Genomic DNA, 7,286 nt, shown 5'->3' on the forward strand with positions numbered 1-7,286 from the left:
CGGAAGAACTCTCGTTAAGGAACTCGGCAAAATGACCCCGTAACTTCGGGAGAAGGGGTGCCTCGGTAGGGTGAATAGCCCGAGGGGGCCGCAGTGAAAAGGCCCAAGCGACTGTTTAGCAAAAACACAGGTCTGTGCGAAGCCGCAAGGCGAAGTATACGGGCTGACGCCTGCCCGGTGCTGGAAGGTTAAGGGGAGTGGTAAGCTCTTCGGAGCGAAGCTATGAACCGAAGCCCCAGTAAACGGCGGCCGTAACTATAACGGTCCTAAGGTAGCGAAATTCCTTGTCAGGTAAATTCTGACCCGCACGAATGGCGTAACGACTTGGGCGCTGTCTCAACGAGAGATCCGGTGAAATTTTAATACCTGTGAAGATGCAGGTTACCCGCGACAAGACGGAAAGACCCCATGGAGCTTTACTGCAGCTTGATATTGAATTTGGGTACGATCTGTACAGGATAGGTGGGAGCCGTTGAGCCTTGAGCGCCAGCTTGAGGGGAGGCATCCTTGGGATACCACCCTGATCGTATCTAGGTTCTAACTTGGTACCGTGAACCGGTGCGAGGACAGTGTCAGGTGGGCAGTTTGACTGGGGCGGTCGCCTCCTAAAGAGTAACGGAGGCGCCCCAAGGTTCCCTCAGAATGGTTGGAAATCATTCGAAGAGTGCAAAGGCAGAAGGGAGCTTGACTGCGAGACCTACAAGTCGAGCAGGGACGAAAGTCGGGCTTAGTGATCCGGTGGTACCGCATGGAAGGGCCATCGCTCAACGGATAAAAGCTACCCTGGGGATAACAGGCTTATCTCCCCCAAGAGTCCACATCGACGGGGAGGTTTGGCACCTCGATGTCGGCTCATCGCATCCTGGGGCTGAAGTAGGTCCCAAGGGTTGGGCTGTTCGCCCATTAAAGCGGTACGCGAGCTGGGTTCAGAACGTCGTGAGACAGTTCGGTCCCTATCTGTCGTGGGCGTAGGAAATTTGAGAGGAGCTGTCCTTAGTACGAGAGGACCGGGATGGACGTACCGCTGGTGTACCAGTTGTTCCGCCAGGAGCACCGCTGGGTAGCTATGTACGGAAGGGATAAGCGCTGAAAGCATCTAAGCGTGAAGCCCCCCTCAAGATGAGATTTCCCAGTATGTAAGACCCCTTGAAGACGACGAGGTAGATAGGTTGGGGGTGGAAGTGCAGTAATGCATGGAGCTGACCAATACTAATCGGTCGAGGGCTTATCCTAAGATAAAACGCAAATGAGTTTCGGATCCAGTTTTCAGGGTGTAACCTTGAAGGTATGTAGAAATACATACGAAATACGCATTGAAATTCATTCACACAGCTGTGATGAACCGAGTTTCAATACGGAAGAATTTGCGTAGCAAATTCATGTTTGGTGGCGATAGCGGAGGGGTTCCACACGTACCCATCCCGAACACGACCGTTAAGCCCTCCAGCGCCGATGGTACTTGGACCGCAGGGTCCTGGGAGAGTAGGACGTCGCCAAGCAAGATGTAAGAGCACAGCCTTAACGGGCTGTGCTCTTTTTGTATATCATAAGGCTCTCGCGTTTTGAAAAGTATACAAGAAAACAATACATATAATCCATTCCACTAAATTAATAAGATTGGGGGATAACTATAATAAAGCTGTTTACAACACTCTGGATATCGACCGATAGTGAAGTCAAACTTAATGAATTTATAAAGCAGCAAGTCTCCAACAACAGGGAGCCTTACTGCTTGCCGTTACTGTTTTTTGAGGGGGTGAAAGATTAAAAGTAAGGCTATAAATTTCTAGAGAACAGGCACTTTTGAAGCGAGATAGAAACGTTTCTATTAGAGTTTGAAAAGAAAATTCATAGATTTGGGAGAGAAAAACTCAATCCGAACTGGATTTTTTAGACGAAGAGTCAGAAAAAAATATGCAAAAAAAGGTCCTTTAGGACTATGAAATAACAATATTTATTACAAAATTAAAGAGTTATTAATTTTGATTTATGTGAGCTTGATACAAATCCAATCCAATATTTAGGTGATTAAAGAGAGCTGCGGAAAAAGGCGGAATTTGTCGGATGATATCAGGTTGAATTTGTTACATTTATGTTAATGGCATGTAAAGATAAAATTGTTGTAGGATAAAGAGTTGGAGCCTCAATGTAAATCAAAATGAGTTTAGTTTTACAAAATTCGTGAAAACCTAAAATTCTGTTTTAAGCCAAATTAACAGATCATGATTGACAGATAACTCATACAAAAAGTGAAATTGTTGCTTTTTAAGTTTGGAAACAAATAACATAATATGGATTTTATTTTATTTTTATGAGCTTCATCAATTTAGCCCTTTTGTCCCATGCCAAGCGGTTTTAAAGTTTGTATATTTAAAAACAGTTAGAAAGTGTTGGAAGAAAAAAAGAGATATAAGGATTTACTGTAAAATTATGAACTGCATAGAGGATGGAGGAATTCTTATGACAACTCGATCACAATCTTGGTTCCCGAAAACAGAGGTCCAACCGACTACGAAGCTCCAACTATTTTGCTTTCCCTACGCCGGTGGTGGTGCTTATATATTTAACTCTTGGAAGTCCAGGTTTGCGCCTGACATTACCGTGTTGCCTATACAACTTCCAGGACGTGAAAGCCGCTCAACAGAAGCTCCAATGGATACTCTTCAAGACATCGTTCAATCGTTGGTTCCAGCTATGGCTCCATACATACATAAGCCGTTCGCTTTTTTTGGACACAGTATGGGAGCACTGATTGCATTTGAAACAGCACGGCAATTGCACAGCAAAACTGGAAAGCTACCTGTGCATATCATCATATCTGGTAAATCCGCACCACATCTTCCATACTCCAAAAAACAACTCCATGATTTAGCAGACGATTCTTTCACCGAAGAGCTTCGTTTAATGCAGGGAACACCTGAAGAGGTGCTGCAAAATGCAGAATTGATGCAAATTATTATGCCTCGTTTGCGTGCAGATTTTAAGGTGTGTGAAACTTATGTTTATCAGCCGGGAAATCCACTGGTATGTCCGATGACCGTTTTAGGCGGAATGAAGGATTTTGAGGTTAGTACAGATTCACTCCATGCCTGGCAACAGCATACGACATCACCTATGGGTGTTCGAATGTTCGAAGGTAATCACTTTTTCATCCATGAACAAGAACAAGAGGTTATGAGCGCAGTCGAGAACATTCTTTCCGCATCCTCGCCGATGGCCCACGCGGCGGCAGCTCATACAGCTTACAACACAAGCACCCTACAACCACGATTCAGACAGAGTTGAATGTCCCACACATCACGATACACTTCGCTATTACCATCTCAGCAACAATCGACAACCAACCCACAACCAAGATGCAATTCCAGCATAGTTCAAAATCGCATTTTATTCTGTACGGATACTCATGCATCCAAACCCAGAGTTTATTTCATCGACGTCCGCAGCCAATATAAAAAGTTCGCACTGAAAAAGTGTGGGCAACGAAAAGAGGGATGCCCTTGTTTCGATCAAATTCTGCTTTTCGGAGACTCTTGCGTTATGTAAGGCCGTATAATCTATGGGTTTTCATAACGGTGATCGCCTCCTTGTGTTTGGCAGCTATTGACATTATTTTGGGTAAGGCCATTGAGCAAATGGCACAGGGGACATTCTCCTCTACCCAGAACATGATCTATCTGGTTGTTGGTATGACACTAATTGGAATGCCCTGTAAGTTTGTGATGAGGTACGCTTCAGCGCGGTTTAGTGTTAGTGCTCTGCGCGACTTGAGAGGCGATCTTGTACATAAGTTTTGTGATTTACCGGTTTCCAGCGTGGAAAGGAAATTCACCGGAGATTTGGTATCCCGTCTAACCAATAATACGGCAGTATTACAGAACTTTTTTATCCAGCAGTTTGCCAATCTGTTTTATTTACCGCTTGTGTTTACGGCATCACTCATATTGCTTTTACTCACAAGCTGGAAACTGATATTGGCAAGTCTTGCGCTCATGCCACTAGGAATGATCATAACATCACTAATGAGCAAGCCGATTGAAAAATATTCCGCAGATCTCCAGGAGAAAATTGCTCATTTGAACGCTGTGGGGCAAGATGCAATCGGAGGAATCCCTATCGTCAAGGCGTTCAATATGCAAGCTGTGCTGTTGAAGAAGTATATGGTGATTATGGAGGAGGTCGTCAAGCGCGGCTTGCGGCTAGAAAAGCGCTATGCAGCCATTACTCCGGTAGGTGTGATGATGCTGGCAACACCGATTATTTTGGTCATTGTATACGGAGGATACCTGATACAACATGGAGAGCTGAATGCTGGAGGCATTGTACTTTTTTTATACCTGATTTCGTTCATATTGCAGCCGATTGCCATGCTGCCGACGATCATTTCGCAAATGAAGGAAGCGAGTGGAGCCGCAAAGCATTTGTTTGAGGTGCTAGATTGGCAAAATGAGCGTCAGGACGGCGAAAAGACCCTGGTAGATCAGAGGCGAGAGAATAGGGCGCCTCATTTGGAAGATGATGCAGATGGGGAAGCCAACCGAATGAGTGAAGGCGGAGCAGAAAGCGATGATGACGTTGATGGTGTTGCTGTAGTCAGCTTTGAGCATTTGACCTTTGGTTACGATGAAGGGAATACAGTGCTGAAGGATATCAGTTTCCAGGCAGGACAAGGGGATATGGTGGCGATTGTCGGTGCCAGCGGTGGAGGTAAAAGCACGATTTTCAAGCTGCTTTGCGGATTTAATGAACCTGGAGAGCATGCTGGAACCATTCAACTATTTGGAAAGAGTTTGACAGATTGGAATTTAACAAGCCTGCGCAGTCATATTTCGATGGTATCTCAGGAGCCGTCGCTTTTTCCGGCCACCATTGCAGAAAATATCGGATATGGACGTCTGGAGGCGACTCAGGAAGAAATTGTCGAGGCGGCGAAAGCGGCACATGCGCATGATTTTATTGTTCAACTTCCAGAGGGCTATGAAACCCTGTTGAGCGAGCGGGGAGGCGGATTGTCTGGCGGTCAAAAACAGCGTATTTCCATAGCAAGAGCATTACTGAAAAATGCTCCGCTGCTTTTATTGGACGAGCCGACTTCAGCACTCGATAGTCAGTCGGAGGCTCAGGTGCAGAATGCGATGAATGCGGTAATGCAAAACCGGACGGTACTGGTCATTGCTCATCGACTGTCAACCGTACGTCAGGCAAACCGCATTATTGTACTCGATCAGGGGAGCATTGTGGAATCGGGTTCTCATGAGGAATTACTAGGTCGTGATGGTATGTACCGAAAGCTGTATTTGAAAAATTTTGAAGAAGAACAGCATACAGCGGAAAACGGTAATTCGTTGCCTGAGGAAAGGGGTGAGCGTCGTGACCTTCAAGCAGGGGTTTTATGAATTTAAGCAGTTGATGTCCCTGATGAAGCCGCACCGAAAATGGTATTTTACCGGGCTGGTTGGCAATAGTCTGACCAATGCCAGCATCACGATTTTACTTTCTTTTGTGGTGCATTATTTGCTGAATTTCGCGGTTAATGGCGATATACAGGAGCTATACCGAGCGGTTTATTTGGTCAGTGGTACATTTTTAGCATTAAGTCTTATTTCCCCCCTGTGCAGCTACATGTATAAACGGTGTGTAAAGCTGGCGATTGCCGAGGTACGAATGAAACTATTTGGCCACATTGTCAAGCTATCGTACGAAAAATCCGAAAAACACCATTCGGGTGATCTTGTATCCCGTATGACGAATGATGTACAGGCGCTGGAGCAAGCTTACACCGTTCATATCCGCTCGATTATACTGGAAATTTCGCTTTTCTTGGGCTCGTTGGTCATTTTGATGGCTTTGGATTGGCGATTTGGGATTATGGCGGTTGTACTTGGGCTGGCTTCAGCCTGGATAAATGCTCATTTCGCGAAGAAAATGCGAAAGACGAGTGAAGAGTTACAGGGACGGATGAGCAGGTTCACGGAACGATTGAGTGATTTGCTTTCCAATTTGCAGACGGTGAAGTTGTTTGGGTTGAGGACAAAGGTAGGCGGACTTTGTAACGATGCAAGCGAGGACATAAACCGCATCAGCATCAGGCAGGGACGTCATATGGGCTTGCAGGATATGTGCAATTTTGTCATTGAGTTCATTACGCTGGGCGGTGTGCTTGTCGCCGGATTAATTCTGGTATCGCAGAAGCAGATGGAACTGGGGGTATTGGGACAGATTGTACAACTGCAAACCGGTATTTCAACGGTATTTTTGGAGCTAGGGGCGGCTGTAACACTGTTACAAAACTCTTTGGCAGGCTTGGCGCGTATCCGCGAAATTCTGGATGAGTCGAAGGAAGAGGAACAGTTCCCCGCGGCTAAAAAGAAAGGCCCGCTGACTAGGCTTATCGATCCCGACACGGCAGCTTTATCAGCCCGTAAATCTGGGGAACTCTATGGCGATGTTGAGACCTTGCGTTCAGACCACGCCATTGAACAGACTCCGGCCGCGCTGGAGCTGCACGACATCACCTTTGGCTATCAGCCTGACCATCCAACGCTGCAAAGGTTAAACTTGGTCGTGCCGGAAGGGCAGGTAACTGCGCTTGTCGGTCCGAGTGGTGGTGGTAAAAGCACAGTCATGAAGTTGTTGCTGGGATTTTACCCACCGGACGAAGGTGTGCTGCGGGTTCGTGGTCGCTTGGCAGAAGAATTTCCGTTGGATGAGGTCAGGGATTTGATGGCCTATGTACCACAGGAGGCTACGCTGTTCCACGGTACAGTAGCGGATAATATCCGTTTTGGCTCACCGGCTGCCACGGATGAGGAAGTGGAGGCTGCAGCCAAAACAGCCTATGCCAGCGGCTTCATAGCTGAGCTTTCGGAGGGTTACGACACGATTGTCGGTGAACGCGGAGCCAATTTGTCCGGTGGTCAAAGACAGCGGATCGCAATTGCCCGTGCTTTGCTCAAAAACGCACCGATTTTGCTGTTGGATGAAGCGACTTCGGCTTTGGATGCAGAATCGGAATATGAAGTCCAACAGGGCTTAAATGAGCTGATGAAGGATCGTACGACATTAGTCATTGCCCATCGATTGTCTACGATTGAACGGGCGGATACGATTTGTGTCCTTGCTGATGGCGAACTGAAAGAGCAGGGTACCCATGATCAGCTCCTTGCCGAGGGCGGTCATTATGCAGAACTCTATGAGCTTCAATTTCGAAAGCATCCCGAGGAACAAACCGCATAAATATGCGAATTTCCTTTTTACCAATATCTATTTTGCGAGGAGAGAGACGG

3 protein-coding genes and 2 rRNA genes (1 of these 5 only partly in view) are annotated in these 7,286 nt (G+C 46.5%); all 5 read left to right on the top strand.

Annotation, left to right across the window (positions count from 1 at the left end; genetic code table 11):
• Window positions 1–1,233 (top strand): 23S ribosomal RNA (locus NSQ68_RS11585); it begins 1,696 nt to the left of the window's first position.
• A gap of 149 nt (window positions 1,234–1,382) precedes the next feature.
• Window positions 1,383–1,499, top strand: a 5S ribosomal RNA gene (gene rrf, locus NSQ68_RS11590).
• 961 nt (window positions 1,500–2,460) lie between these two features.
• Window positions 2,461–3,285, top strand: a complete 825-nt coding sequence (locus NSQ68_RS11595; protein WP_342428882.1) for a thioesterase II family protein — start codon at window positions 2,461–2,463, stop codon at window positions 3,283–3,285.
• A 215-nt stretch (window positions 3,286–3,500) separates the two neighbouring features.
• Window positions 3,501–5,396 carry an ABC transporter ATP-binding protein gene (locus NSQ68_RS11600; protein ID WP_342428883.1) on the top strand — a complete coding sequence of 632 codons (1,896 nt, stop codon included), beginning with the start codon at window positions 3,501–3,503 and terminating at the stop codon, window positions 5,394–5,396.
• Complete coding sequence (locus NSQ68_RS11605) at window positions 5,371–7,236, top strand: ABC transporter ATP-binding protein (protein ID WP_342428884.1); 1,866 nt, start codon at window positions 5,371–5,373, stop codon at window positions 7,234–7,236. Before NSQ68_RS11600 ends, NSQ68_RS11605 begins: the two co-directional genes overlap by 26 nt.
• Window positions 7,237–7,286: the final 50 nt, after the last annotated feature.

Origin of the sequence: Paenibacillus sp. FSL L8-0158 (genome assembly GCF_038592965.1) — a bacterium.
In the GTDB taxonomy this organism is placed as follows: domain Bacteria; phylum Bacillota; class Bacilli; order Paenibacillales; family Paenibacillaceae; genus Paenibacillus; species Paenibacillus polymyxa_D.